General features: G+C 67.0%; 1 protein-coding gene. It reads right to left on the bottom strand.

What is annotated here, in order from left to right; translation table 11 throughout:
* Positions 1–291, bottom strand: a 291-nt coding sequence (locus O7A60_RS31895; RefSeq protein WP_337109613.1) for an FG-GAP repeat domain-containing protein, incomplete at both ends; no start/stop codon positions are given.

Raw genomic sequence — 291 nt, 5'->3', positions numbered from 1 at the left:
GGCGAGAGTGTCTGCGCCGCCGCGTTCTCCGTATACGTCGCGCTCGTCGCCACCGAGGACAGAACCGGCGCGTCGTTGACGGCTGAGACTGCGACCGTGGTGTGCTGGACTGCGCTGAGGCCGGTGCTGTTGTTGAGCAACACCGAGAGGCTGTTGGAGCCGTAGTTGGCGACAGCCAGGTCGGCGCCGCCGATGCCGTCCAGGTCGCCGATGGCGACGCTCCACGGCTGTGTTCCTGTTGGCATATTTACCGCGGCCGCGAAGGTGCCGTCGCCATTCCCGAGCAGCACG

It is taken from the genome of Mesorhizobium salmacidum (SeqCode) (assembly GCF_037179605.1).
Lineage (GTDB): Bacteria > Pseudomonadota > Alphaproteobacteria > Rhizobiales > Rhizobiaceae > Mesorhizobium > Mesorhizobium salmacidum.
The sequence above is the reverse complement of the archived record's forward strand: the minus strand, read 5'-3'. Positions and strand labels throughout refer to the sequence as shown.